Origin of the sequence: Ponticaulis profundi (genome assembly GCF_042659465.1) — a bacterium.
Classification (GTDB): Bacteria; Pseudomonadota; Alphaproteobacteria; order Caulobacterales; family Hyphomonadaceae; genus Ponticaulis; species Ponticaulis profundi.
The window spans coordinates 295,799-320,487 of sequence record NZ_JBHSSW010000009.1; the positions used below are offsets into that span (position 1 = coordinate 295,799).

Here is a 24,689-nt window from a genome sequence, read left to right on the forward strand (position 1 = left end):
GCGTATGTCCGGTCATGACTTTAGAAGAAGACAAAGTGACGGCATCTGCCGACAAGCCAACGAACAATCCGACCAGTCTGTGGGCGGAGCTTGGTCCGGCAATCGCCTTTATCCTGACATACACAGTCATGGGACGCTTCTTCCCGGAAGGCGATGGCATTCTGACAAAGGATGCAGCGATCTTCTGGGCGACGGGTGCGTTGATGGTTTGCACCGCTGCCGTCATTGTTATTCGTCTGGCTCAGGGCAAGAAAATTCCGCCCATGCTGATCCTGACGGGCAGTGTGATCGGTGTCTTCGGTGTGCTGACGATCGCCATGCAACAACAGGCCTTTGCGTATGTGAAACCAACGATCATCAATTCGCTGTTTGCGATTCTGATTTTCGGCGGCCTCGCGGCTGGCGTGAATGTCTGGAAAAAAATGTTCAGTCATGTGTTTGACCTGCCAGACCACGCCTGGAAGGTATTTTCCGTGCGTTGGGGGCTCTATTTTATCTTCCTGGCGGTATTGAACGAATTCCTCTGGCGCTATTTCTGTCCGGTCCCGGAATCACCGCTCGTTCTGCTGGGTCTGACGGTCGCGCCAACCGAACCCTATTCCCTGCTGGGTATCGAGTTTGGCGTGCGCGATCAGGAAAATGTGTGGGCCTGGATGAAGCTCGGCAACATCGTCGTCACATTCGTCTTTATGCTGGCAAACCTGCCTTATCTGATGAAGTTCATGAAGACAGACGAGGAAGGTGCAACTGGCGCCTAGCCATGTGTCAGGTGTTCGGAACCGGCCGGATTTCCGAAGGGCGCATAGGCAGCCTGACCCTCAACGCTCTTCCATTGTTTCAGCGCCCAGTGAACGGAAGGGAAGGCCAGGTCGTCCCACGGAATTTCGTCCCAGGTGACCAGCTTCACATCCGTGCTTTCAGGGCCAGGCCGAACATCTTGCGAGCGTAATGTCGCTTCAAACATGATCTGAACCTGGCTGATCCTCGGAATGGAGTAAATGGCAAGAATGCGCTCGATTTCGAGGTCTGCGCAGGCTTCCTCGCGGGCTTCGCGTGCCGCGCCTTGCTCGACTGTTTCCCCTTCTTCCATGAAGCCGGCCGGAAGCGTCCAATACCCAAGTCGTGGTTCTATGGCGCGCTTGCAGATCAGGAACTTGTCTTCCCAGCGCGCGACAGAGCCAACGACGATTTTCGGATTTACATAATCAACGAAGTCGCAATGCGTACAAATCCGCCGAACCCGGTCATCACCATCCGGAATGGACTGCCTAAAATCTGGGTCTAAATCGGCCATTCTGAAAATCTCCCACTTTTCAAAGCAAAAAATCATCCGCATGCGAAGGATTTCACGCGACTGCAATATTTTTCAATTAAGGTGATTGTGGCATAGATAAAATCAATCGATTTTTGAGGAGCGGGTTTTGGAAATTGTCGAACAACAAACTGAGTTCAGCCTGGACCGTTCTGCGAGTCACTTGCTGCACCGAGCCCAGCAATTTGCAGCTGAACAGTTTGAAGGGCTAGACGGCGTCGACATAACGCTCCGCCAGTTCGCCGTTCTTGCAGCCGTCCGTGAACAGGAAGGGTGCTCTCAGTCGGAGCTTGTGAAAACCACAGGCATTGATCGCTCCACGCTCGCTGACATGGTTCAGCGCATGGAAAAGAACGGGCTCATCGAGCGCCGCCAGGCGAAACTCGATGCCAGAGCCAAATCGGTGCATTTGACCGAGGGCGGACGAACGTCGCTGGAATCGGCCATGCCAATGGTGCAGAAGGCCGATGAAGCCATTTTGTCCATGCTGCCGAAAAACCGCCGGCGCGCTTTCATCGGTATTCTGGGCTTGCTTGCCAATGTCGGGGATATTGGCTTTGACGAGCTCGATTCACCTGTCGATGTGAAAGCCAAGAAGAAAACCAACGACGCTGGCAAGAAAAAGAAAAAGTCCAAAAAGGACAAAAAGAAGAAAAAAGAGAAGGACTAAATCGGCGCGAACCGACGCGGTCTATTTCTTCTTCTCCCGAAGCGCCTCCAGCATTGAGAGGCGCTTTTTTGCCCTTGCGAGTTTTGACCAGGTCCATCCCGTGAGCACCAGCAGCAGGACAGCTGATACGCCATAACTGGCATAGATGAAGGCCTCTGCGCCTGACACATATCCGGTCATTGTGAACTCCGATTCAGCCTTGCCAGTGCCGCATCATATTGCCGTTTCAAGACGTCCGCACGCATGCTCGCCATGAGCAGGGCACCGAATACGAATGACATTCCGATCAGATTATAGAGCAACGGCCAGAAGAATTCTGCGGCCAGACTGGACCCGCCCAGCGTCAGGAAGCCTGCAGGCTGGTGGAGTGTGTTCCACCAGTCGACTGAAAATTTGATGATCGGCAGATTGATCGCGCCGACCAGACACAGAATGGCACCGGCACGGGCCGCTTCTGTTTCACGCGAATAGGCGGACCGAAGCGCCATATATCCAAGGATCAGAAACAGCTGGAACAGCATGCTGGTGAGCCGTGCATCCCATATCCAATACGTCCCCCAGGTCGGTCGCCCCCAAAGAGAGCCGGTCGCGAGGCAGATGATTGTGAGCGCCGCAGCCGTTGGTGCGGCGGCTTTGGCGGCGACATCGGCCAGCGTGTGCTTGAGGATCAGATAAAGCAGGCTGCCGAGTGCCATCAAACCATACGCCATCATGCCAATGACGGCAGCTGGCACGTGGATATACATGATGCGGGCTGTTGCGCCCTGATACCGCTCTTCCGGCACGAAATAGAGCGCCCAGACCCAGCCGCTGACCAGCATGATCAGCCCGATCACGGCAAAGGTCGGCAAAAGCCATTTGGACAGCACCATAAAGCGGTGTGGATTGGCAAAACGCGATAACATGTTTCTGCCTCTACTCCAGTTTCAAAGCGGCTGCCATGGCAAATGGTGCCATAGCAATCGCAGCAAGCGCGTTCGCGGCCAGTAATGTGAGCCCTGCAGCAAACGGTGCTGCCTGGAAAACGTGAGATAACTCTTCTGACCCGAATATCACAATTGGGACAAATAGCGGCAGGACGAGCAACGCGACCAGAGGCCCGCTTCTGCGAAGCCCGGCTGTGAGCGCAGCGCCGACACCGCCCCAGAGAAAGATTGTCAGTCCACCGATCAGAACCGGCAGGATCGAAAGGGCTGAAACATGCTCAGCGCGCATCATGATACCGGCAACCGGGGTTAACAGGGCCAGCGGGAGGCCGGAAACGATCCAGTGTGCCAGTACTTTGAAGAATGTGACCAATTCCATGGACGCACCGGACAATCGTTGGTGATCGAGGGCGCCCGCTTCGAGATCCGCCTGAAATATGCGTTCCAGTGTTGTGAGGGACGCTAGACAGAGCGCGACAAAGATCAGCCCGGGCGCAAGCTTTGCGAGCAGACCGGGTTCCGTGCCAACGCCAAGAGGTGCGAGGAAGATGGTGCCGGCGAAGAAAGCGGCCGGGAGAAACAGGCCTGATCCGCCCGCCCAGGCCTGGACGAGCTCGCGCCGGAAAACAGAAAGCGCACCCTTCACGGCTGATAGTCCTTCAGATTGATGGTCAGATCGGGCTCGATATCCAGTGGGTCATGAAGCGCCGCTACGCAAATTCCACCCTGAGCGACATGCTCGCGGATCAATGCGCATAAAAGCATTTGTCCGTGAAGGTCGAGCGCTGCTGCTGGCTCGTCCAGCAGCCAGAGTTGTCTGGGAGCCACAAGCGTTCGGGCAAGGCAAAGACGTCTTTTCTGGCCTGCCGACAAAGCGTGTGCCGGGACCATGGCGCGCTCGGTAAGCCCGACGCGTTCAATGGCTGCCGAAATGCCAGCCGATGTTGCATGATGCAGATCCGCCCAGTCTTTCAAATGACTGAGAGGTGTTTCGTTTGGACGAAGACCGGATTCATGTCCGAGATAAAACGGGCCTTGTTCTCTCACTTCGGGAGGGCGCTCAATTTCCCCGGCTTCCGGGGTTATCAGCCCAGCCAGCATCCGCAGCAAAGTGGTCTTTCCGGAACCATTTGGGCCGACAAGCGCTACAAAATTACCGGGTGCGACATCAACGGTAAGTCCGCTAAAGAGCAGATTGTAACCTCGCGCACCGGTCAAACTGATTATTTTTAGCCCAAAATCAGGCGGACTTTCACGATTCGACAAATTCACTACCTAAAGAACGACGAAGACGAATTGCGGTAATGCGTGTGTGGTTATATGAACACGCCCAACGCATATCGACACTGGCCCGTGTAGACACCAATCTGCACACCGGAGGAAGGAAGAAAAGCCCATGGCATCTCTCGACAGCTTTAAAGCGAAAAAGACCCTTACGGTCGGCGACAAAACCTACACCTATTACAGCCTGGAAGCAGCTGCGGCGAATGGCCTGGGTGATGTGACCAGTCTGCCAGCCTCTTTGAAAGTGCTGCTCGAGAACCTGCTGCGCAATGAAGACGGCACAACCGTCACGAAAGCAGACATTCAGGCTTTTGCAGCATGGCTCACTGACAAGGGTGAAGCGAAGCACGAGATTGCCTATCGTCCGGCACGTGTTCTCATGCAGGACTTCACAGGTGTTCCGGCTGTTGTTGACCTCGCTGCGATGCGCGACGCTGCAAAAGCACTCGGCGCCGACCCGAAAGCGATTAACCCGCAGGTTCCTGTCGACCTCGTCATCGACCACTCGGTTATGGTCGACTATTTCGGTCACGCTGATTCGTTTGAGAAAAACGTTGAGCGTGAATATGAGCGCAACAAAGAGCGTTATGAGTTCCTGAAATGGGGACAGACCGCGTTTAAAAACTTCCGCGCTGTGCCTCCGGGCACCGGCATCTGTCACCAGGTGAACCTCGAATACCTCGCTCAGACAGTTTGGTCTAAAGACGAAGACGGCGAAACCGTCGCTTACCCGGACACCTGCGTCGGTACAGACTCTCACACGACTATGGTCAATGGTCTGTCCGTTCTCGGCTGGGGTGTTGGTGGTATCGAGGCCGAAGCTGCGATGCTGGGTCAGCCAGTTTCCATGCTGATCCCGGAAGTTGTTGGCTTCAAACTGACCGGCAAGCTTGCTGAAGGCGTTACCGCGACTGACCTCGTGCTCGTGGTCGTCGACATGCTTCGCAAGAAGGGCGTTGTTGGCAAGTTTGTTGAATTCTATGGTTCTGGCCTTGCGAACCTGTCTCTGGAAGACGAAGCAACCATCTCGAACATGGCGCCTGAGTATGGCGCGACTTGTGGTTTCTTCCCGGTCGACAACGAAACGCTTGAGTATCTGAAAACGACAGGTCGTACGAGCGATCAGGTTGCACTTGTTGAGGCTTACTCCAAAGCGCAAGGCATGTGGCGTCCGGAAATGTCGGACCCTGTTTATACCGATACGCTGGAACTCGACATTTCGACGGTCAAGCCATCCATCGCGGGTCCGAAGCGCCCGCAGGACCGCATCATTCTCGACGATGCATCAGACGCTTTTGCCAAAGCGATGGACACTGAGTTCAAACAGCTCGACGAAGCTACGAAGCGCGTCAAAGTCGAAGGTGAAGAGTACACGATTGGTCACGGCGATGTTGTGATCGCAGCCATCACATCCTGTACAAACACGTCAAACCCATCTGTTCTCGTTGCTGCGGGTCTGGTCGCTAAGAAAGCCGCTGAGCGTGGCCTTTCGGTCAAGCCTTGGGTCAAGACGTCTCTCGCGCCTGGGTCTCAGGTCGTGACAGACTATCTTGCCAAAGCTGGCCTGCAGGATGATCTCGACAAGCTGGGCTTCAACCTGGTTGGCTATGGTTGTACGACATGTATCGGTAACTCTGGTCCGCTCCCTGAGAAAATCTCCAAAGCGATCAGCGAAGGTGATCTGGTTGCGACGTCGGTTCTGTCCGGTAACCGTAACTTTGAAGGTCGCGTGAACCCAGACGTGCGTGCGAACTATCTCGCAAGCCCGCCGCTCGTGGTGGCTTACGCTCTCGCAGGCAGCATGAACATCAACCTGACCAAAGATCCGATTGGTTATGATGATGAGAATGAGCCGGTTTATCTGTCAGACATTTGGCCGACCAACGAAGAGATCACGTCTGTTGTCCGTTCTTGCGTGACCCCGGAAATGTTCGACGCGCGCTATGGCGACGTTTTCAAAGGTGATGAGCACTGGCAGGCAATTGAAGTGAAGGGCGGCGAGACATATGGCTGGCCGGAATCCACTTATGTTGCAAACCCACCTTACTTTGAAGGCATGGGTATGGAGCCGGAAGCGATTAACGACATCAACAAAGCCAACATTCTTGGCCTGTTCGGTGAGTCGATCACGACCGACCACATTTCGCCAGCGGGTAACATCAAGGCAGACAGCCCTGCCGGTAAGTACCTGCAGGAAAAAGGCGTTCCGGTCATGGAGTTCAACTCCTACGGCGCGCGTCGCGGTAACCATGAAGTCATGATGCGCGGCACATTTGCCAACATTCGTATCAAGAACCAGATGGTTCCAGGTACAGAAGGTGGCATCACGAAGCATTGGCCGGAAGGCGATGTTATGCCGATCTATGACGCTGCGATGAAGTATATGGCAGACGGCAAAGAGCTGGTAATCTTCGCAGGCGAGCAGTACGGCACCGGTTCGTCACGTGACTGGGCGGCAAAAGGTACCAATTTGCTTGGCGTTCGCGCCGTTCTGGCGGAAAGCTTTGAGCGTATTCACCGTTCAAACCTGATCGGCATGGGCGTTCTTCCACTTCAGCTTCCAGAAGGCGGTAGCTGGACGGATCTCGGCATGACCGGCAATGAAATCGTGACCATTGAAGGTGTCAGCGACTTCAAACCTCGCGAAGCTGTCACTGTGAACATTGAGTTCCCAGGCGGCGAAACGAAGACGATCACCGCTGAGCTTCGTATCGATACAGAGAACGAGCTGGAGTACTTCAAGAACGGTGGTATTCTGCACTACGTCCTGCGCAACCTCGCTCGCGCAGCGAAATAGGTTCAACTGCTAAAGACGCTGCGAATCACGGGCACGTGATTCGCAGCGATCTCGTTGATCCGTTAAAGGGACACATGGTGTTTCCTCATCTCCGCTCCTTTCTTTCGAATTCTGTTGCCTGCCTTTGCGTAACTGCGGCAGGTTTTTGCTGTTCTGCGGTGGCTGAGCCGTCCAAATCCACGCAAAAGTCAGAACCCGTGCTGGTGGAGCTGTTTTCCAATCAGAATTGTGGCGCCTGTCCAAAGGCGAACAAAAACCTGATCGACCTGATGGACAATGGAAAGGCATTTCCAATCGTCTGGTCGGTTCCCTATTGGGATTATCTCGGCTGGACGGATACCTATTCGAAGCCAGAGTTCGTCGCGCGCCAAAAAGCATACGCAGAGATTTTTGACCTTCGCGGCCCCTATACGCCGCAGGCCGTGATCGATGGTTGCGTTCAGACGAGTGGTACGTCGAAGGCGGCCGTTGAAGAACGAGTCGACGCCACGTCCAAAGAAGACAAACCTGACATTGCACTTCGTGTAACGGCGTCCGCGCTTGAAATATCAGGCGATGATGATGTCGGCCCCGTCACACTCTGGCTCGTCGGCTACAAACCGGGGCTCACGGAAGTGAACCCGACGGCAGGCGGAAACGCGGGTAAGTCTCTGGTTCATGCCCACCTTGCAACCAGTCTGAAAAAGCTGGCGACATGGAAAGATGGTGATGCGCTTGAGGTGCCGCTGGACTGCCGTGACGAGGCTTGTCTCGTGATTGTGCAGGAAGCCGAGTTTGGTGACATTCTTCTCTTCAAGCCTGTGCCCCGCAAGGTGATTATTCAGGCCAAAGGCTGAGCATCATTCACTTGGAATGAGATCGCTCGCGGTGATCGGATCAAGCTGAAAAACCCGTCCTTCCACGAGTTCTGGCGCGTCCAGCGCAGAGCCCGTTATGTGCGCCCAGCTTCGTCCAGAGCGATCATAGAGAGTGAGCGTCAATTCACGTCCATCCTGAAACCGGGTCGTATGCGAAAGAACGGGGCTCAGAGTTCCAATCTCGTCGAGGGAAGCAACGTCCAGCACGCGCTGAGATGAGGCGGCCTCCAATAGGATCATATCTTCCGGTCCGAGCGCTTCGATTTCCGATGGCGTGATTTTTTGCAACGATTCGCCGTCGCCAGAGCGTATCTCGACACTTTGGACCGCTGACGAGGGGCGTGGAAAAACACCCGAGAAATCCAGCCACCAGTTTGCGCTGTGCAGAGCCGGAAAAAGTGCATCGACCTGCCATGTCTGGTCGTTATTGCCTCTGCGGCCATAGGCCAGCCCGCGTTTCTCACCGATCACAGCGCCGGTTTCGTCGAGACCTGGTAGAGTTATCAGAGCGCCAGTTCCGCCCGACATGGGGTCTCCGAGGCCAAGCGCATCATGTCTTTCCGGCAAAGCTGTTTTGGCATCTGTGAACCGGGCGGACGCGATTGCATTCAGCATCTGTTCGATCTTGTCGATCTGGACCGGGTAATCTGCTTTCTCAGGCATGACCCAAACGCCATCGACATTGCGAAGTTGATAGTCAGACCGATTGGTCGTGATACGAATGACCTGCGGGGTTGATGTCACGTCGGCGAACACGAGGTCTCCGGAAAACGCACTTTTTCGTCCCGTGTCACCCGCTATCTGACTGGAAACCACGTACAGGATTATTGCCAGCACGAAGGCGATGCAGGCGAACAGCGCGAAACGTTTGTCTTTGGCGCGTGCGTCGTTGAGGGTCATGTTCGCCTCTGCATCGTAAAGTGAATGAGAAGGCCGGTGAGAATTGCGAGAGTGAAGGGTAGCCAGATTGTCAGAATACGCAGCGTCGTTTCGAGCCGATTGATCTTGCTTCGGAACTGACGTTGCAGATTCCGAAGCGCCTCTCTTGCTTCCAGGTATTCCTGCCGTGTTTCCGGTGCTGCCTGTGAAATGCCGGTCTGAATTTCCGACATGCGCAGTTCGAGCGCATCCTGTTCAGCCAGATAGTTGGCCTCGGCAGTTTGGCGAAGCTCCAGAACGCGTGTCATGGGACGGCGTCCGGAAGGGCGAGCTCTGAGGCCCGCCAAAGCCGAACGGCCAGCGAACTGATCAAGCGCATTGAGGATCAGCGCTTCATTGTCGGCGAGTAGCGCACCTGTTTGTGGATGAACATAAAAGGCATCACTCAGGAAATCGATGTCGCCGAAAAGCAGGATCTGTACCGTTTCGTCGCTTTTCTGGAGATGGGGCCGCGTCACAAGTGACGCTTCAGCGATGCGTTTCAGCACCGGATCTTCTGGTAAGTCTGGTTCGGGTGCGCCGTCGGAATAGCGAGATGTCAGACGGCCAGACAAACGAAAGGCAATCGGAACGGTTCGTTCCAATGGTGTCATGAGAGCGCGGACGCTGGACGGCGTCAGGTCGGAGCTGGCAAGATCAGCTGGTTGAACCGCATAGGATTGCAGGCTGGACTGAATGAGCGGGCTAGCTTGTAGGCGGTTTGCCCCGTTTACATCAAACCAGCCCGTCCCGCCGATATGCAGCTTTTGTTTCAGGCTGCGGGTGAGAAAGTCAGAGCGGTCAAATTGTGATGGTCCAGGACCAAGATAAATGGGCTGTGTTTCGACGCGTTGACCGGCAGGCCCATTCGTCGTGACGGGTAGCCCAAGCTCGGTGTCCGCGAGTATCTCATCGGATGGCTCAATGCCCCAGTCTGACAGCCATTTGGACAGTTTTGGTCCGAGTGGCGGCGTTTGTGAGAAGAGCGGCGCTGGATCCATCATCAGGATGAGCCGCCCTTTTCGCATGAGAAACTGGTCAAGCTGGTAGGCGGTATAATCACTGAGGTCTGGCGGAGCGATCAGCAGAACAGTCTCAACATCCTCGGGGATGTCCAAAGAAGACGGGCTTAGCCAGACAATCTCAAATCCTTCGATCAGTTTTTGAGAGATATGACTGGCTGTGCCGTCGCCGCCATTTTCGGAGATGGCCGAACTTCCAGAGAGGATCGCGATCTTCGGCTTCGTGATCTGATCAAGAGTTGAAATGAGACTTGCAATATCGAACTCCAGAGCGTCATCGCGTTCCGGGTTCAGAAACGGGATACTTTGCAGGTCATCTGTTCGGTTCTGACCGGAGATGCCAAAATAGAGCGGATCGATGCCTTCGGTTGGTACCTCTGTCATGCCGTGCGTGATGGCGAGATCTTCGCCTGCAGAATAGGGCTCAGGATCAATGGTACGCACGCGCAATTGGCCGTTGGATGCGCGCTGGAAGGCATTCAGTGTTGCTTCTACCCGTTCAGCATGGGCTCGGATCTGCGGATAGTCCTGCCCGATCGTTTCACTATAGAAAAAGACCAGATCAATCGGTTCTTTCAGCTCCGCGGCGAGCTGTTTGGCGCTCGGGGAGAGCGTATTCAGACGATCGGCTGTCATATCGATCTGGGCTGCGGGCGCAATGTGCCCAATACCGCCTCGCAGCAAGGGGAGGGCCATGATCAGCAAGGCGAATGATAGCGTATTGAAGGGAAGGCCTGTCCGGCTGCCAACACGGCGCTTTGCGGACAGAATGACGAGGCCGGCGAGAAAGAGCAGCAAGATCAAGCCGACCAGATAAACCACGTCAGACAGCAGAATGATGCCCCGCAGAGCCCGCGCAAAGACATCATAGAGGCTGAGATCAAGCAGCCAGTTCGCGATCCATCCTGGAAGCGCGGCTGATAGCGGGCTAGTGACGGCTGGCAATCCGATCACGAGAAAGGCGAGGCAGGCGAAGGTTGAGAGCACAAAAGCGATCACTTGCTGCTGGGTCAGCGCTGAGAAAGCGAGTGTGATGAGTAGGAAGATGATGCCGGTGACGATCAGATTCAGATAAAGGCCCAGGATTGCGCCATGATCGGGCGTGCCGAGATAAGTAACACTGCCCCAGTATGGCAGTGTCAGAGAAAGCGCTGTGACGACGAGCGTCAGGCCTGCGGCAAACTTTGCGAGGTGGACTGTGTAAATGGGCGCTGGGGCGGTCAGGTACAGGTCTATGGTCCCCGACTTCAGATCCTCACTCCAGAGCCGCATGCCGATTGCTGGGATAAAAAAGGCAAGAAGCCAGGGCTGAAACTGGAAGAACGGTGTCAGGTCCGCCAGTGCAGTGTCGAAAAAGCGAGCCATGTTCCAGGTGGAAAGACCCGTTACCAGAATGTAGACCGCCAGAAAGACATAGGCGAGCGGTGACAGGAAGTAGGCGCGTAGTTCACGCAGAAAGATGGAGCGGAACGCATTCATCGCGTGATCTCTTCCGTGCCATCAGCCAGGGTGAGAAAGGCCTGTTTGAGATCGCCGTTGGCTGATTGCCTCAACGCTTCCAGTGTACCCTCGAAGGCCAATGTCCCCCGCGTGAGGATCAGGACCCGGTCACATATCGCCGCAACATCCTCCAGACTGTGTGTGGAGACGAGGAGGGTGCGGTCTTCTCTGGATTTTCTGAGTTGATCAAGCACGCGGTCGCGTTGCGCCGGATCAAGTCCGTCTGTTGGTTCGTCGAGCAATAGAAGCGGCGCTTTGGGTAAGAAGGCGCCTGCGAGGGCGACCCTGCGCCGAAAGCCTTTCGAGAGTGCGGAAATGGCTGTCTTTCGTACCGTTGAGAGTTCGAAATCGGTGAGCACGCGCTCGATCGCGTCGGTTCGTTCTGCTCTTGAGAGATCATAGAGGCCTGCAAGGGTCTTTAATTGTTCAATGACCGACAAGTCCTCAAAGAGCGGCGCGCCTTCAGGAAGAAAGCCGATTATCCCGGATTCGTAAAACGAAACCTCGCCTTCATCTGCAAGCAGTTTTCCCGTTAACACGGACAGCGCTGTCGACTTTCCCGCGCCATTCAGGCCGAGCAGAGCAACAATCTCGCCTTTGTAGAGATCAAAGCTCACATCGTTCAGAGCCGGTTTGGCAGAGAATCTTTTTGAGAGGCCGCGAACGGAAAGTATGGGGGTCACGATCAGCCGCTATCCAGAAAAGAGGTGCAGAGTAAGAACCCTAACAAAAAGCGCGCAGCCGAAGCAACGCGCTTTAGATTGAGGGGCAACTCAAATTTGTTGTCGGACAGCCCGGAAGCGCCCAGGGGGCTGGGGGGCTGATGGTTCTGGAACGGTTCCGTTTCATGCTGCCCGACCCTTATGATATTGGGTGTCTGCAGAGGCAGTGAAGGGTCCGATTTGCGGCAAGTTTGTGTTCGCGGTTAAATATCTGTCACATTGTGAAAAAATGGATGGATTTCCGCAAAAACGGAGTTGAAACTCGTACGCATGAACGTATTCGTGAACCAGTCGTCTCAGAACGCACGTCAGTCCGGACCCGTCAGTTTTGTTCGAAAAGAACTCGATGCCATTTTGAATGTCTATGGCCGTTCGGTCGCTTCAGGTGAATGGCGGGATTATGCGATCAACATGCATAAAGACCGCGCCGTCTTTTCGATCTTCAGAAGAGCTTCGGAAATGCCGGTTTACCGCATCGAAAAACAGCCCGCTCTTGCCAAACGCCAGGGTGCTTATTCCATCGTGTCTGCGGAAGGCATGATCTTGAAGCGCGGTCATGATCTGACGACTGTGCTCAAATATTTTGACCGGAAGAAGTTTTCAGTGATCGGCTAGGCCTATCGAAGATAATCCACCAGCGACAAACTCTGGATCGTACTGAAGATCGAAGCGGTTGCCTGAAACTGAATTTGTGCCTGATTGAGCTCGACAGCGACCTGCGCGAGATCGGCATCCGTCATGCCTGCTGTCATATTCGCAAGCAGATCGGCCTGTGATTGCTGGCGCTCGATCAGCGTATCGGTCTGGTTCATCACCTGACCATTCTTGGACTGAACCTCGAGCATGCCTTCATAAACGCTGTCGAGGCCCAGAATGGCGCTCTGGATGGCCTGCTTCTGAGCTTCTGATGGATTGTCTGTAAAGGGACCGTCGACGCCGTCTTCAAAAATCTGAAGATCGCGAAGCAGGTTCATCATGTCTGTTGCAGCATCCTTGGCGAGCGGCGCTGCTGTGACAACACGCGATTCTGATACACGAATTCTGACTTCGCTACCGTCCTGATTGATGGAGTCGGTCAGCGGGTTTGCCGCCATATCCGCAAGCGAGTCTGCCTGAATGGGCTCCGCATTCGAAGCCGTTCCGCCGAATACATAGCTGCCATTGAATGTTGTGTTAAATGCAGATTTCACATCGGAAAAGGCGCTGTTCACATAGGCCATGACTTCGGTGAGATCGCCGAGAGCCAGTGAGGTGGTCAGATTTTCGCGCAAATCGGCGACCGCGTCCGCTGCGCGGCCGATCTGAGCGTCCTGTATGTTCAGCCGGACGTTCAGCTCTTTCGAAGCTTCGATATGGCTTTCAAGTTTGGCGCGGGTGCGATCCATCGACACGATTGCCTGGGTATCCTTGCCATAGCCCTTGAGATCATCAGCGATCTTGCCGGAGGCCGTTTTTCTCTGCGCCTCATACATGTCGGATTGAGAGCGCTGCAGGTTTTGCAGGGCGCTTGAATTCAGCATGGAAGAAGAAATGCGGTTCATGGCGGTTTATCCTGCGAGGATCAGATCATGTTCAAAAGCACGTCGTACATGTCGCGTGCAGCGGTTACGAGGCGTGAAGCAGCCGAATAGCTCTGCTGGTAGATGGTCATATTGATCATCTCTTCATCGAGATTGACGCCTTCTGCAGAGGAGCGCCGAGCGGCTGCTTCTGTTTTCAGGGCTTCAGCAGACATGGCGCGATTTTCAAGATGAGTGGCCTTGGCGCCGGCATTTGCTGCAACTTTTGCTGCGAGATCTGTGATGGAAGCGGTCGTTTCGGCAGAACCACCAGCTGTGTAGGTGGTTACCGGAGAAGCGAGCGCGCTTTGCATTGCCATAGCGCCGGTGTTGTCGCCTGGAGCAATGGCGAGGCTTCCGACCGCCATTTTGCTGAGATCGAAGCCGGAAGATGGCAGGCGGCTTGGGTCCAGCGCGATGTCTTCACGAACAGAAAGCGTGTTGGCGCGCTCCGCTGGCGTCCGGATGGCAAGGCCAAAGACTTCGGACATCGACAGACCGGTGCCACCGCGATCCGTGCCATCTTCGACGACATCAACGGCCGCGACACCATTATTGCTGTCAGAGGCCAGTTGAAGGCGACCGTTTGGATCCAGAGATGCCGTCGCAAACTGTCCCAGAACCGTGCTTGAGTTCAGTTCGTTCACAAGGTCGGCCATGGTGGTCCCGACGGGCGTGTACTCGACGCGACTGATGACATCACCATTCTCGTTACGAATGCCGAATGTGATCGTTCCGGTGATCCCATGGGCATCAGCAGCCGTCAGTCCGGTGTCGTAGAAACTTGGCTTTGTGGAGCTCACCACGTCATTCATGCCGAAGAACGCCGAAACCCCGCGCCCTGCGCGATCAGATGGATTGGTCGGATCCTGGGCGATTGCGACGCCATTGGTGCCCGTCGCCGAGAAATTCAAAGCACCGTCGGTGAAGTCAACCGAAGCATTTGCCCCGAAACTTGCATTCAGTGCCGTTGCGAAGCTGCCAATGGTTGTGCCTGTTGCAGATACAGCGCCAGCTGAGTTGGTGAGTGTGCCAGCGTCAAAATCCACGGTAACGGTATCAACGGTACGACCTGAGGAATCGACGACCGCAAAAACGGAGCTGCCCGTGAAGTTCAGGCTGTCGCTCGCAACCAGGCCTGTGTTCCGGCCGTCAAGACTTGTGGGTGGAGGCACGGACGTGCCTTCATTGCTGGCTGCGTTGAGCGCATTGGCGATCGCGCCGGACAATTCACCCAGCTCGAACGCCATTTCGGCAAGGTCACCATCTCGCGCACTTAAAAGTCCACGAATCTCTCCGCCCTGAATTTGCTGGGTGATGTCGATGGCATAATCGTCAGCAGCGCCGGCAGGCGTCAGAGAAATGCCGCCATATCCGGATGCGTCGGTGTCTTCGGAAATTGACAGGGTTCCTGCTTCGCGATTGACGAGCAAGGCGCCGGTCCGTGTGCGGAGTTCGACGCCGCCTGCGGACTGATAATTGAGTTTGAAGTCGATAACCTCGGACAAGGAGTCGAGCAGCTTGCTCTGCTCTGTCTCCAGGCCGCTTGCATCGCCTCCAATGGCTTTCATGTGCTGAATCTCAATGTTGAGATCAGCAATCTGGCTCATGGTCTCATTCGCACTGCTCAAAGCGCTGACAATGTTGCCATTGGCTTCCTTGCGAAGGTTTTCTACTGTTCGATAGCCATTCTGGATGTCTTCGAATGTGGTTTGCATGGCGGCGACCATGTCACCCTTGCGCAGCGACGAACCGGGATCGTTTAAAAGCGCGGCAGACTTTTCCAGAATGCCGTCAATGCTTGAGAAGATGGAGGTTGCACCCGATGGGTCTCCGAGCCCTGCCTGTGCGCGATCCACCAGATCGGCCTCAATCTCGTAACGGCTTTGCGCCGAAATACTGGAAAGGTGTGTCGCGGCAAGATACTGATTGGCTGCGCGTTCCGTAACGGCTCTGACACCCGCGCTCTCCTGTCCATAAGAAACGGCAGTCATCTGCGTTTCCTGACGGACATAGCCTTCTGTATTTACGTTCGAAATATTGTTCGATGTGTTGCGCAAAGCTGTCTGGTTCGCGGTTAACGCGCTCAGACCATTGTTCATAATACTCGAGACACTCATGGCAGACCTGTTCTTCTCGACACTTGCTTTGCGTTCATCAATTGGGCGGGCAGTTCCCTCCGGCGGAGATTTCGCCACCCCTGTTCATTCAGGTTAAGCACCATTGTATTAAGGGGAGATTTCCGGAATGTTTCCGCGCGCCCAGAATTGCCCCGAAAAGACTAAGATTTGAGAAAGTATTCAGATTTTTTACACAGGCACGAATTGCCGAGTGAGACCGGCAATTTCGATGCAGGACAGATGCAGTTTTCAGATTAGCAAAATCAAAAAATACATAGTTCTCTGTTTTTTATAGATAAAAAGAGTTAAAGTCTCGGCAACACTTCTGGTCCCGAGCTTGCTCCATGTTTCACGATGCCCGATTTGCGTGGCATTTGGAGTAATTCATGCGTGCAAGTTTGATCTCTTTGATTGGCGAAGCCCCTTTAACGGGACCAACCGTGAAGAATGGTGACGCAGAAGCTGCGAATTTCGCAGATCTGGTGCGTCAGGCGTCCGGTGAGGAAAATAATGGTGAGCCAACATCGCTGAAGTCTCAGTTGATGGGCGCATCGTCGCGTGCGACGCCGACCGAAGAAGGCGCAAACCGCCTGCTTGCTCAACTGCGCACGCAATACTCTCAAGAGAATACAGATGTAACGGCTGACGAGACATCGTCTCTCGAGACCGAAAAGACCAAAGAGAATGTCATTGCGCTGACGCCTGAACAGGCTGTGGCGTCTGTGCAAACGGACACCGACCCGACAGCGAAGGCCGATGGAACATCAGATCGTGCCGTCGAAAACCAGACCGCTAACCGGCCAGCTCAGAAGGATGAGGCCGGGACAGATGGTGATCTGCTGGCGTCTCTTCAGCCAGGCCAGACGCTTCCAGAGTATGTAAGCAAAACCTACAGCGATGAGCTTTCTGTTCCTTATAATAGAGCCTCAACTGCTCAGGATACAGAGGGCACAGATGCAGCCGAGCTTGCGCAGACTCAAGCGCTTGTTTCGGGTGCACAGACTTCAGACAAGTCCGAACGGCCTTCCAGGACAGGGCGTGCCGTAAGCGACCAGCCTGCGAATAGTGCGACGCCGAAACCGGCTGATATACCTGTTTTTGAACCTGCGAATGTGAATACGCAGCGCGCTGAGGCACCAGCAACCGTTGATGCTGACATGCCTGCTCCGATGAAGCAGTGGGTCGCTGGTGAGCCGGTTGGCGGTCCGCCTGTAAATCTTGCGGCTTACAGCCCGATGGCAAAGTCGGATGCGCCCACGGAGCAGAACGGGTTTTCAGGTCGCGAGCCAACCCTGAAGGACCAATCGGCTTTGCAGCCCCCGATGGAGGCCGAGGCTGCTTCTCTGGAGTCGAAGCAATCTGCTGAACCGGAGCTTCATGAGCTTGGTACGGACGCTGATGAGCCACGCGTTTCGTCTGACCGTATAACGGCGCCGCAGACCGAGGCCGTTTCAGGTGATAAGGCCGTCGTCGAACAGCCGCGCAATGCGCAGCAAGTTCAGCAGGCAGCTCAGGTCGAAGAGCTGACACAGCCGAAACTGAAGGAGACTGCTCCTATCGCGGCCAGCGAACAGGATGCACCGGACGTAGAGAGCGTTGAAGCGAGCCGTAGTGGTACGACAGGTCCAGTCGATAAGGCGCCAGAAACAGACGCCGCGTTGAAGACGCAAACCGGATTGGACGTTCAGACACAGACAGCCGGTCAGAACGTTGCGCCCCAGGTCGAACCTCGTCCTTCCGCTGAGCGCGTGCCAGCCTCTGTTGAAAGTGCGCGTGCAGACAAGCCGACAGTTACGGACGGTACATCTGCGCAGAGTCAGTCACAGCAGGCTCGACCAGGCGCCGACTTTGCGAACATGATGTCCAACGCCTCATCGTCCGGCCAGAGGCAAACCTCACCGCAATCTTCACCTGCGCAGATGAACAGCCCGACTCTCCTAAGTGACGCCCAGCTCGCCGAGCTTGGCGAGGCGGTCGGCGACGGCGAATTCGACATTGCCGCGCTGCAGGCCGCAAAGGGCCATGCCGGTGCAGAGGGCGCGGCGCAAAGCGCAGCCGCCAGAACGCCTCACTCTGCTCAGATGGCCGCGATGGTGTCGCGGGTTGGTGAGCAGTTTCTGGAGCGCTTTAACGGCCAGTCCTCGAAGTTTGAAATCCGTCTCGATCCACCAGAACTGGGCAAGGTCGATATTCGGGTCGAGGTCGCACGTGATGGTAAAGTCATGGCGGTTCTGTCTGCTCGGGACCCTTCCGTTGCGGATGCGCTGATGCGCGGCGCTAAAACACTTGAGAATGCGCTGACTCAGGCGGGTCTGAACCTGTCAGAAGGTGGCGTTTCGGTTCAACTCGACCAGCGCAATGCATCCGGTTCTGGTGCTCATGCCGGTCAGTTCGCTCAGGCAGGTGAGTATATGGCGCGTCAGGAAAGCGAAATGCTGGAAGCCGATGACATTGTGCCACCTCAACAACCCATTTTTGAAACCTGGTCGAGGCCGCGCCTCGATCTGACCGTCTAAGGAGAGACGAATATGGTAGATGCTGTATCATCTGCGGCGAGCGCCCAGACTTCTGCAAGCAACTCTTCGGCTCAACTGGCCCAGGATTTTGATACATTTCTGACGCTCTTGACCGCGCAACTTCAAAACCAGGATCCGCTGTCTCCAACAGACACGACGGAATTCACGAATCAGCTGGTTCAGTTTGCGAGCGTCGAACAACAGATCCAATCGAATCAGACGCTTTCCGATCTGGTGTCACTGACACGCAGTTCAACGGCCGCTGGTTTGTCTGGTTATCTCGGAAAAACAGCCGAGGTGAACTCGCCGCGCGCTGATCTGTCTGAAGGTCAGATTGAGTGGCTGTATGAGTTACCTGAAGGCGTGGAAGAGGCGACCTTGTCGGTCCGATCTGAAGCCGGGACCATTATTTATTCTCAGGCGCTGGATGATGTCAGCGCCGGAAGTCGCGAATTCGTCTGGGACGGGCGTTTGAGTACGGGTGAATATGCCGAAAGCGGTCAATTCTCCCTGATTATCTCCGCAGCCGATGAGGCTGAGGATCCTGTAACCGTGTCACCGCGTGTGCGCACGACAGTAACCGGTGTCGATCTCTCTGGGGAATCGACACAAATTTCAACAAAATCAGGAACATATGATTTTGATGCCGTGCTTCGACTTGCGGAAGTCGGCTAGTTTTACAGCAAGAGACGTCGGTCAAAATGACGGGCGGCGCGATAGCGCAACAGATCTTGAAAGATCGAAAAACAAAGACTGGTGATGATTTTTCAAGGGGAACCTTACAATGAGTATCAATACCGCTTTGCTTTCGGGCGTTTCCGGATTGAAAGCAAACTCTTCTGCTCTCGCTTCTGTTTCGGACAACATTCAGAATGCGAACACTGTTGGATACAAGCGTGTCCGCAACGACTTCACAGCGATGCTGATCGAGCAAAGCCATGTGTCGAGCTATAATGCGGGCGGCGTTCGCGCGACCCAATCGGCTGAAATTGCGGATCAGGGCTCTATTCAGGCAAGCTCTACATCAACGCACCTCGCCGTTTCCGGCGATGGCATGTTTGTTACACGTCTGAAGTCAGATGATGCGACGGCATCTGACCAGTACTACTTCACACGCGCTGGCCAGTTCTCGCCGGATGAGGATGGCTTTCTGCAAAATACCGCAGGCTATTATCTCTATGGCTGGCCTGCCGATGAGAGCGGTGCGCCGGACACAGTGGGATCGACCAACCTTGGGTCACTCGAGCCGGTTCAGGTTACTGGCATTGATGGTATTGCGGAAGCGACATCCAATATGTCCATCTCTGCAAACCTTGATGCGTCGGAAGCCGTCAGCACAGCTGCCACGACCTATGATCTGGCAACAAACCCAGGCGTATCCATGGCGTCGGGTGCTGTGACACCTGACTTCCAGACAACGGTTCAGATTTATGACTCACTCGGCGGTACGCGTACCGTTGCCATGTCATTCCTGAAGTCACCAACGGCGAATGAGTGGTTTGCCGAAATTCACGCCGTTCCGGCAAGTGCGATGCAGGCAACCGGTCTTCCAGACGGTCTTCTGGCGTCCGGTACGGTGGCCTTCACGTCTGACGGTCAGCTGGATATGGCAAACACCACGCTGCCAACGTCACTGAGCATTGGCGCTTCAGACACGCCTGTTACGGCGCCAGCGGTTGGCTGGGCTGCTTCTGAAGGTCTTTCTGCTCAGACGATTAACTTTGATTTTGCGGGCGCCAATACAACAGGCGGCATCACACAGTACGAATCAGCATCTGAGCTGAGCAAGTCATCTGTGGACGGTGTGGCCTTTGGTGTTCTGGCTCAGATCGAAGTTGATGATGATGGCAATGTGAATGCCCTCTTCACCAATGGTCTGTCCCGTCCGATTTACAAACTGCCTCTGGCATCGTTTGCAAACCCATCGGGCCTGATTACGGAAGCTGGTGGTGCTTACTCAGCGTCGATTGATGCAGGTTCCGTGATTCTCGCGGCGGCCAACCAGAATGGCTCTGGTTTGATCAACTCATACAGCCTGGAGGGTTCGACGGTGGACCTCGCTGAGGAGTTTACAAATCTGATCGTTGTTCAGCGAGCTTACTCGGCTTCGTCAAAGATCATCACAACGGCTGACGAAATGCTGAATGAACTGATTCAGTTGAAACGATAGTCTTTTCAAGCCTTTCGTTCATTGACCACGAGAAGAGCGTCCCAAAATGGGGCGCTCTTTTTCTATGGGTTAAAAACTCATACCCGAGCACATCAAATTTGCTGGAAGTTTCCATCAAACCGACGCTTAGCGCTGAGCAAGCCCTTAAGGGAGTTCGGCATATAGTCCTGGCTGTCGATAAATGAGCCACAAAGAAGGGCTAACATGATGGTGCGAGAAGAAAGCGTGATCACATCAGTGCCGGGACCAGACGGCCGTCCGATCACATTACAGGATCTACCAGATCCTTCGATTCGTCGTTGGGTGACACGACGAAAGGCAGAAGTTGTTGCAGCGGTCCGCGGCGGCCTCCTGACACTCAAGGAAGCGTGCGAACGCTATAATCTGAGTGAAGAGGAGTTTTCCGGCTGGGAGCGTCTTTATGATCGTCATGGATCAAAAGGCCTGCGGGTGACCCGCGTTCAACAGTATCGAAATTAAAATTCACAGATTTTTCGGTAATAATTTCCTACCGCGTTAAAACCTCATTTACGGAGAGGTGGGAAATTCCTGCCTAGCGACTTTTTTCCTTGTGGTCGGCTAGGCAGGTTATGGCTGAAGAATCGAAAAAATCAGTGATCTCGATCGGAGGGCTCAGCCAGACGCGCATTATTGCGAGTCTGCTGGTTCTGGCGATTGTTGGCGGCGCACTGGCTGCGGTCTTTCTGAGGACGGGAAGTTCTCAGAAAGCTTTGCTGTATTCCGGCCTTGAGCTGACCGAAGCCTCTGAAATTGCAGGCCGTTTAGATCAATCCAACATCAAGTATGAAATGCGCGGCGATGGATCTTCCATCTTTGTCGACCGTGACAACGTGATGGATGCGCGCCTGCTTCTGTCTGCTGAGGGTCTGCCGACTCGTGGCTCCATCGGTTACGAAGTGTTCGACAAGCAGGACGCACTCGGTGCGACCACCTTTATCCAGAATGTGAATCGCCTGCGCGCACTCGAAGGTGAACTTGCGCGAACCATTACCTCTCTCGACAATGTAAAGACGGCCCGCGTGCACCTGGTTCTGCCAGAACGCCGCCTGTTTGAGCGGGATGAACGCAAACCGACGGCATCGATCGTGGTAGAAGTGGTCGGCCGGACGCTCGAAGGTGGTCAGATCCGCGCGATTCGCAACCTTGCCGCGGGTGCGGTGCCGGGGCTCGAGCCGGGACAGGTGACCATTCTGGATGGGCAGGGCCGGCTTCTGGCGGCTGCTGCATCTGAAGAAAACGGAATGGCTGGCGGCATGACCGGCGATGAGCGCCGGGCCATGCTGGAAGAAGAGCTGCGCCAGAAAATCCTGAGCCAGTTGTCTCCTGTCGTTGGCCAGGGTGCTGCGCGGGTTCAGGTTAGCGCTGATATTGATTTCAATCGCGTCACACGCTCGTCAGAACTTTATGACCCGGAAAGCCGGGTGGTTCGCTCAACTGAGACGATCGAGGAGAGTTCCTCTGATACAGTCCGTGGGGGGCAAAATCCCGTAACGGTTGAGGAAAACCTGCCTGATAACGGCGATGTCGCTGGCATGACTGAAGTCGAGGATTCTCAAAACTCCCGCCTTCAGGAGATTGTGAATTACGAGATCTCCAAGACGATGCAGACCGAGATCATCGAAGGTGGTACGATCAAACGTCTGTCCGTCGCAGTTGCCATTGACCATGCAGAACAAATGGCAGCGGGTGAAGAAGGTGAAGCTGGTCAGGTGTCCATGGCGCCACGCTCGCAGGCGGAAATGGACCAGATCGCAGCGCTGGTGCGCTCAGCCGTCGGCTTCAACGAACAGCGCGGCGACGTTCTGGAAGTGGTGAATATCCGCTTTGCGCGCCCTGATACCGCGCTTGGAACTGTTGCCACCTCGTCCCTCTTTGGACTCACCAAGAATGATATCATGCGGAGCGTAGAGATTATTGCGCTCTTGCTCGGTGGCCTGGCGTTGATTTTCTTCGTGCTGCGTCCGCTGGTAGCGGGCCTGCTCTCGCCGCCGAAACCAAAACAGCAAAGTGGTGATAATGCGCTTCCAAATATGGGCGACGGTGCCTCTTTTGGGGCGTTGCCTGGTCCGGGTGATGCCGCAGGCAAAGCTGCAAGCGATCTTGAGCACACCATCGACGTCGCGAATGTGACGGGTCAGGTCAAAGCGTCTTCGATGAAGAAGATTGCCGATATGATCGAGAAGCACCCCGATGAGTCAGTTTCGATCCTGCGCAGCTGGCTGAACGAATCTGAGCGAGGGGCTGCCTGATGAGTGACGCTCCGATCAAGATCAAACAGCGTATTTCCAGCATGACGGGTGCCGAGAAGTCGGCCGTAATTCTCATGGCACTTGGTGAGAATATGGGGCCGGTCTGGAATAAGCTGGGCGAGGATGAAATCCGCGAGATTTCTCATGCCATGTCAGGTCTTGGCGTGGTTGAGGCTGAACTCGTCGAATCACTGATCAGTGATTTCGTTTCCAACATGAGCGGCCAGGGCATGCTCATGGGTACTTATGACCAGACACAGAAGCTTCTCCTGAATTTCCTTCCACAGGAAAAAGTCGATTCCCTGATGGAAGAGATTCGTGGTCCGGCTGGCCGGACCATGTGGGATAAGCTTGGCAATGTGAATGAGACGGTTCTCGCGAACTATCTCAAGAATGAGTATCCGCAAACGGTTGCCGTGGTCCTGTCCAAAATCAAGTCCGAACACGCCTCACGTGTTCTGGCGGCACTTCCGGAAGAATTCGCGATTGAGTGCGTCCAGCGCATGCTGCGCATGGAACCGGTTCAGCGCGATATTCTCGACAAGATCGAAAACACGCTGCGCTCTGAATTCATGTCGAACCTTGCGCGCACATCCAAGCGCGACAGCCACGAAATGATGGCTGAAATCTTCAACAGCTTTGATCGTCAGACCGAAGGTCGTTTTCTGTCCAATCTGGAAGAACGTAACCGTGAGAGCGCTGATCGAATTCGTGCGCTGATGTTTGTCTTTGAAGATCTCTCCAAACTGGACCCGGGTGGCATCCAGACGCTGCTCCGCAGTGTCGACAAGGACAAGCTTGGTCTGGCCCTCAAGGGTGCCTCGGATTCGCTTCGCGACATGTTCCTGTCCAACATGTCTGAGCGCGCTGCGAAGCTTCTGAAAGACGACATGCAGGCAATGGGACCTGTCCGACTGAAAGATGTCGATCAGGCGCAGACGGAAATGGTTTTCATCGCAAAAGACCTCGCTGCACGCGGTGAGATCATGCTGGCCGAAGGTGGAGGTGATGATGAGCTCGTCTACTAAAGCGTTCGCCTTTGAGACTGAATTTTCCAAAGAAGGTGATGTTCTCAACGAAGGCCTGCAGTCGTACCGGCGTTACAAACAGAACGAGGTCGATGAACTGGTCGCGACGGCACGCGATGAGGCACTTCGTTCCGTTGAAGCCGAAACAGAGCGCCGCATGGCCGCGACTGCTGAAGCCATTGTTCAGCATCTTCAGCCCTTATTACCATTTGCCGTGCAAATTGCAGATCAGATGCGCAAAGAAGCATCCGAGCTCGCCGTGCAATTGGCGAAGAAGCTCGCAGGAGCAGCCCTGGAGCATGTTCCTGAAGCGGCCGTAGAAGCTGGTCTTAGCGAAATTCTGTCGAGCCTGCCAAATGGGCCACGACTGGTACTGAAGGTGGATGCCGAGATCGCAGATCGGGTCAGCGCAGCCATTCAGGCCCGTCTGCCAGCTGATTCAGAATTTCACATTGAGCCGACGCAAGGCGGCGCACCGGGAAGCTGGAAGCTGAGTTGGGATCAGGGCGCGTTTTCGCATGACCCCGAGCAACTCGCAGAAACGCTGGAAGCGCTGATTGCGGAACACATGAACCAACCGATTGATGCGCAGGGCGATTTGTTCGCCGGTGTTGCGTAACTGAAAAGAGAGATGCGTTGTGAGTGACAATGATGCGATGAATCTACCGGAACTGGATAACGGCGAATCTGTCGTTAAGCCGGGACCAGCTGATCGTCAGGAAAAAGCCGCAGCAGATCTGGCGCCTGTCTTTGACGTACCGGTGAACATTCAGGCGGTTCTCGGGCGCACACAGATGGAAGTGCAGGACCTCCTGCGCCTTGCTCCCGGCTCCGTACTGGAGCTGGATCGCCGCGTCGGGGAAGCCATCGATATCTACGTAAATAACCGTCTCGTCGCGCGTGGCGAAATCGTTCTCGTCGAAGAGCGACTGGGCGTGACGATGACGGAAATCATCAAGGATGGAGGCGTTGGTAACTGATGAAGAACGCACTTCGTGAACCAGCAGCAGTTCTTATC

23 protein-coding genes are annotated in these 24,689 nt (G+C 54.9%); 13 read left to right on the forward strand and 10 right to left on the reverse strand.

Annotated features, from left to right (window positions below; genetic code table 11):
* Window positions 1–14: 14 nt before the first annotated feature.
* Window positions 15–758 carry an inner membrane-spanning protein YciB gene (locus tag ACFQDM_RS08940; protein ID WP_377378245.1) on the forward strand — a complete coding sequence of 248 codons (744 nt, stop codon included), beginning with the start codon at window positions 15–17 and terminating at the stop codon, window positions 756–758.
* On the opposite strand, the gene ACFQDM_RS08945 is transcribed toward ACFQDM_RS08940, so the two are convergent.
* Window positions 755–1,294: an NUDIX hydrolase gene (locus ACFQDM_RS08945; RefSeq protein WP_377378247.1), complete on the reverse strand. Its 540-nt coding sequence runs from the start codon at window positions 1,292–1,294 to the stop codon at window positions 755–757. The two genes, ACFQDM_RS08940 and ACFQDM_RS08945, sit on opposite strands and share 4 nt — an antisense overlap.
* A 127-nt stretch (window positions 1,295–1,421) precedes the next feature.
* On the opposite strand from ACFQDM_RS08945, the gene ACFQDM_RS08950 reads away from it, so the two are divergent.
* Window positions 1,422–1,982, forward strand: a complete 561-nt coding sequence (locus ACFQDM_RS08950; protein WP_377378249.1) for a MarR family winged helix-turn-helix transcriptional regulator — start codon at window positions 1,422–1,424, stop codon at window positions 1,980–1,982.
* A 21-nt stretch (window positions 1,983–2,003) separates the two neighbouring features.
* On the opposite strand, the gene ACFQDM_RS08955 is transcribed toward ACFQDM_RS08950, so the two are convergent.
* The 4 genes from ACFQDM_RS08955 to ccmA are packed head-to-tail and all read right to left on the reverse strand — an operon-like array spanning window position 2,004 to window position 4,126.
* Window positions 2,004–2,162: a heme exporter protein CcmD gene (locus ACFQDM_RS08955; RefSeq protein WP_377378251.1), complete on the reverse strand. Its 159-nt coding sequence runs from the start codon at window positions 2,160–2,162 to the stop codon at window positions 2,004–2,006.
* Window positions 2,159–2,887 (reverse strand): heme ABC transporter permease CcmC, encoded by a 729-nt coding sequence (ccmC, locus tag ACFQDM_RS08960; protein ID WP_377378253.1) that lies wholly within the window; start codon window positions 2,885–2,887, stop codon window positions 2,159–2,161. The genes ACFQDM_RS08955 and ccmC overlap by 4 nt, the downstream gene beginning before the upstream one ends.
* 10 nt (window positions 2,888–2,897) lie before the next feature.
* Window positions 2,898–3,554, reverse strand: a complete 657-nt coding sequence (ccmB, locus tag ACFQDM_RS08965) for a heme exporter protein CcmB (RefSeq protein ID WP_377378255.1) — start codon at window positions 3,552–3,554, stop codon at window positions 2,898–2,900.
* Window positions 3,551–4,126 (reverse strand): heme ABC exporter ATP-binding protein CcmA, encoded by a 576-nt coding sequence (gene ccmA, locus ACFQDM_RS08970; protein ID WP_377378256.1) that lies wholly within the window; start codon window positions 4,124–4,126, stop codon window positions 3,551–3,553. The genes ccmB and ccmA overlap by 4 nt, the downstream gene beginning before the upstream one ends.
* Before the next feature lie 178 nt (window positions 4,127–4,304).
* On the opposite strand from ccmA, the gene acnA reads away from it, so the two are divergent.
* Window positions 4,305–6,989, forward strand: a complete 2,685-nt coding sequence (gene acnA / locus ACFQDM_RS08975) for an aconitate hydratase AcnA (RefSeq protein ID WP_377378258.1) — start codon at window positions 4,305–4,307, stop codon at window positions 6,987–6,989.
* A 158-nt stretch (window positions 6,990–7,147) separates the two neighbouring features.
* Complete coding sequence (locus ACFQDM_RS08980; RefSeq protein WP_377378260.1) at window positions 7,148–7,825, forward strand: DUF1223 domain-containing protein; 678 nt, start codon at window positions 7,148–7,150, stop codon at window positions 7,823–7,825.
* A 3-nt stretch (window positions 7,826–7,828) separates the two neighbouring features.
* On the opposite strand, the gene ACFQDM_RS08985 is transcribed toward ACFQDM_RS08980, so the two are convergent.
* From ACFQDM_RS08985 to ACFQDM_RS08995, 3 genes are read right to left on the reverse strand one after another with little or no spacing between them, the layout of a single operon-like run.
* The gene (locus tag ACFQDM_RS08985) at window positions 7,829–8,746 is read right to left on the reverse strand and encodes a hypothetical protein (protein ID WP_377378262.1); all 918 of its coding nucleotides are present in this window, start codon (window positions 8,744–8,746) and stop codon (window positions 7,829–7,831) included.
* On the reverse strand, window positions 8,743–11,265 hold the full coding sequence (locus ACFQDM_RS08990; RefSeq protein WP_377378264.1) for a Gldg family protein: 2,523 nt from the start codon (window positions 11,263–11,265) through the stop codon (window positions 8,743–8,745). The genes ACFQDM_RS08985 and ACFQDM_RS08990 overlap by 4 nt, the downstream gene beginning before the upstream one ends.
* A complete protein-coding gene (locus ACFQDM_RS08995) occupies window positions 11,262–11,969 on the reverse strand; it encodes an ABC transporter ATP-binding protein (protein ID WP_377378266.1) in 708 nt (235 codons plus the stop codon). The genes ACFQDM_RS08990 and ACFQDM_RS08995 overlap by 4 nt, the downstream gene beginning before the upstream one ends.
* Window positions 11,970–12,278: 309 nt before the next feature.
* Here ACFQDM_RS08995 and ACFQDM_RS09000 point away from each other — a divergent pair, with 309 nt between their 5' ends.
* A complete protein-coding gene (locus tag ACFQDM_RS09000) occupies window positions 12,279–12,623 on the forward strand; it encodes a DUF2794 domain-containing protein (RefSeq protein ID WP_377378381.1) in 345 nt (114 codons plus the stop codon).
* A 2-nt stretch (window positions 12,624–12,625) separates the two neighbouring features.
* Here the strand turns inward: ACFQDM_RS09000 and ACFQDM_RS09005 are convergent, their stop codons facing one another.
* Complete coding sequence (locus ACFQDM_RS09005) at window positions 12,626–13,549, reverse strand: flagellin N-terminal helical domain-containing protein (protein WP_377378268.1); 924 nt, start codon at window positions 13,547–13,549, stop codon at window positions 12,626–12,628.
* A gap of 20 nt (window positions 13,550–13,569) precedes the next feature.
* Complete coding sequence (locus ACFQDM_RS09010; protein ID WP_377378270.1) at window positions 13,570–15,687, reverse strand: FlgK family flagellar hook-associated protein; 2,118 nt, start codon at window positions 15,685–15,687, stop codon at window positions 13,570–13,572.
* Window positions 15,688–16,073: 386 nt separating this feature from the next.
* On the opposite strand from ACFQDM_RS09010, the gene ACFQDM_RS09015 reads away from it, so the two are divergent.
* From ACFQDM_RS09015 to fliN, 8 genes are all read left to right on the forward strand, one after another.
* On the forward strand, window positions 16,074–18,203 hold the full coding sequence (locus ACFQDM_RS09015) for a flagellar hook-length control protein FliK (RefSeq protein ID WP_377378272.1): 2,130 nt from the start codon (window positions 16,074–16,076) through the stop codon (window positions 18,201–18,203).
* Window positions 18,204–18,215: 12 nt separating this feature from the next.
* Window positions 18,216–18,878 carry a flagellar hook assembly protein FlgD gene (locus ACFQDM_RS09020; protein ID WP_377378274.1) on the forward strand — a complete coding sequence of 221 codons (663 nt, stop codon included), beginning with the start codon at window positions 18,216–18,218 and terminating at the stop codon, window positions 18,876–18,878.
* A gap of 109 nt (window positions 18,879–18,987) precedes the next feature.
* Window positions 18,988–20,373 (forward strand): flagellar hook-basal body complex protein, encoded by a 1,386-nt coding sequence (locus ACFQDM_RS09025; protein WP_377378276.1) that lies wholly within the window; start codon window positions 18,988–18,990, stop codon window positions 20,371–20,373.
* 204 nt (window positions 20,374–20,577) lie between these two features.
* A complete protein-coding gene (gene sciP, locus ACFQDM_RS09030) occupies window positions 20,578–20,853 on the forward strand; it encodes a CtrA inhibitor SciP (protein WP_377378278.1) in 276 nt (91 codons plus the stop codon).
* Window positions 20,854–20,963: 110 nt separating this feature from the next.
* Window positions 20,964–22,643, forward strand: a complete 1,680-nt coding sequence (fliF, locus tag ACFQDM_RS09035) for a flagellar basal-body MS-ring/collar protein FliF (RefSeq protein WP_377378280.1) — start codon at window positions 20,964–20,966, stop codon at window positions 22,641–22,643.
* Between the two features lie 41 nt (window positions 22,644–22,684).
* A complete protein-coding gene (gene fliG, locus ACFQDM_RS09040; protein ID WP_377378383.1) occupies window positions 22,685–23,671 on the forward strand; it encodes a flagellar motor switch protein FliG in 987 nt (328 codons plus the stop codon).
* Window positions 23,655–24,290 (forward strand): hypothetical protein, encoded by a 636-nt coding sequence (locus tag ACFQDM_RS09045; RefSeq protein WP_377378282.1) that lies wholly within the window; start codon window positions 23,655–23,657, stop codon window positions 24,288–24,290. Before fliG ends, ACFQDM_RS09045 begins: the two co-directional genes overlap by 17 nt.
* A 19-nt stretch (window positions 24,291–24,309) precedes the next feature.
* Window positions 24,310–24,651 carry a flagellar motor switch protein FliN gene (fliN, locus tag ACFQDM_RS09050; protein WP_377378284.1) on the forward strand — a complete coding sequence of 114 codons (342 nt, stop codon included), beginning with the start codon at window positions 24,310–24,312 and terminating at the stop codon, window positions 24,649–24,651.
* Window positions 24,652–24,689 lie beyond the last annotated feature (38 nt).

Bases quoted from the DNA above. Each gene is read 5' to 3' on its own strand.
- ACFQDM_RS09000 (WP_377378381.1), top strand. From the start codon at position 12,279: ATGAACGTATTCGTGAACCAGTCGTCTCAGAACGCACGTCAGTCCGGA.
- ACFQDM_RS08985 (WP_377378262.1), bottom strand. From the start codon at position 8,746: ATGACCCTCAACGACGCACGCGCCAAAGACAAACGTTTCGCGCTGTTC.
- sciP (WP_377378278.1), top strand. From the start codon at position 20,578: ATGATGGTGCGAGAAGAAAGCGTGATCACATCAGTGCCGGGACCAGAC.
- acnA (WP_377378258.1), top strand. From the start codon at position 4,305: ATGGCATCTCTCGACAGCTTTAAAGCGAAAAAGACCCTTACGGTCGGC.
- ACFQDM_RS09020 (WP_377378274.1), top strand. From the start codon at position 18,216: ATGGTAGATGCTGTATCATCTGCGGCGAGCGCCCAGACTTCTGCAAGC.
- ACFQDM_RS08945 (WP_377378247.1), bottom strand. From the start codon at position 1,294: ATGGCCGATTTAGACCCAGATTTTAGGCAGTCCATTCCGGATGGTGAT.
- ACFQDM_RS09005 (WP_377378268.1), bottom strand. From the start codon at position 13,549: ATGAACCGCATTTCTTCTTCCATGCTGAATTCAAGCGCCCTGCAAAAC.
- ACFQDM_RS08955 (WP_377378251.1), bottom strand. From the start codon at position 2,162: ATGACCGGATATGTGTCAGGCGCAGAGGCCTTCATCTATGCCAGTTAT.
- ACFQDM_RS08940 (WP_377378245.1), top strand. From the start codon at position 15: ATGACTTTAGAAGAAGACAAAGTGACGGCATCTGCCGACAAGCCAACG.
- ACFQDM_RS09045 (WP_377378282.1), top strand. From the start codon at position 23,655: ATGAGCTCGTCTACTAAAGCGTTCGCCTTTGAGACTGAATTTTCCAAA.
- fliF (WP_377378280.1), top strand. From the start codon at position 20,964: ATGGCTGAAGAATCGAAAAAATCAGTGATCTCGATCGGAGGGCTCAGC.
- ACFQDM_RS09025 (WP_377378276.1), top strand. From the start codon at position 18,988: ATGAGTATCAATACCGCTTTGCTTTCGGGCGTTTCCGGATTGAAAGCA.
- ACFQDM_RS09010 (WP_377378270.1), bottom strand. From the start codon at position 15,687: ATGAGTGTCTCGAGTATTATGAACAATGGTCTGAGCGCGTTAACCGCG.
- fliG (WP_377378383.1), top strand. From the start codon at position 22,685: ATGACGGGTGCCGAGAAGTCGGCCGTAATTCTCATGGCACTTGGTGAG.
- ACFQDM_RS09015 (WP_377378272.1), top strand. From the start codon at position 16,074: ATGCGTGCAAGTTTGATCTCTTTGATTGGCGAAGCCCCTTTAACGGGA.
- ACFQDM_RS08990 (WP_377378264.1), bottom strand. From the start codon at position 11,265: ATGAATGCGTTCCGCTCCATCTTTCTGCGTGAACTACGCGCCTACTTC.
- ccmC (WP_377378253.1), bottom strand. From the start codon at position 2,887: ATGTTATCGCGTTTTGCCAATCCACACCGCTTTATGGTGCTGTCCAAA.